This is a genomic window from Chryseobacterium sp. SIMBA_029, assembly GCF_046535275.1.
Taxonomy (GTDB): domain Bacteria; phylum Bacteroidota; class Bacteroidia; order Flavobacteriales; family Weeksellaceae; genus Chryseobacterium.
In genome coordinates this window covers 1-272 of record NZ_JAWRXA010000318.1, presented here as the reverse complement: position 1 = coordinate 272, position 272 = coordinate 1, and the positions used below count along the sequence as shown (strand labels likewise).

Sequence of the window (272 nt, the reverse complement as noted above, 5' to 3'; positions counted from 1 at the left end):
ATGGCCTGGTCCTGCACCCCTGACGGCCGGCTCGAATACTGGAACCAGAACCTTATCGACTTCGTCGGACTGCCGTTCGAGGAGATCGTGGGTTTGGCTTCTACCGCATGTTTCATCCCGACGACGTCGAACTGATGCGGACTTCTTGGGAAGAAATTCTCAAATCGAAACGGGGCCGCCCGGTGGATGCTCGAATTCGGCGGGCCGATGGCGAATATCGATGGTTCAACCTCAGGCAGAATCCGTTACTCGATTCCGACGGCAATGTCGTG

The 272-nt window shown here is 56.6% G+C and carries 1 protein-coding gene; it reads left to right on the top strand.

Features of this window, described 5'->3' with window-relative positions; genetic code table 11:
* Positions 1-107: 107 nt before the first annotated feature.
* Positions 108-272: PAS domain-containing protein (locus SB679_RS24275; RefSeq protein ID WP_410704810.1), on the top strand; the 165-nt coding region annotated here is incomplete at its 3' end.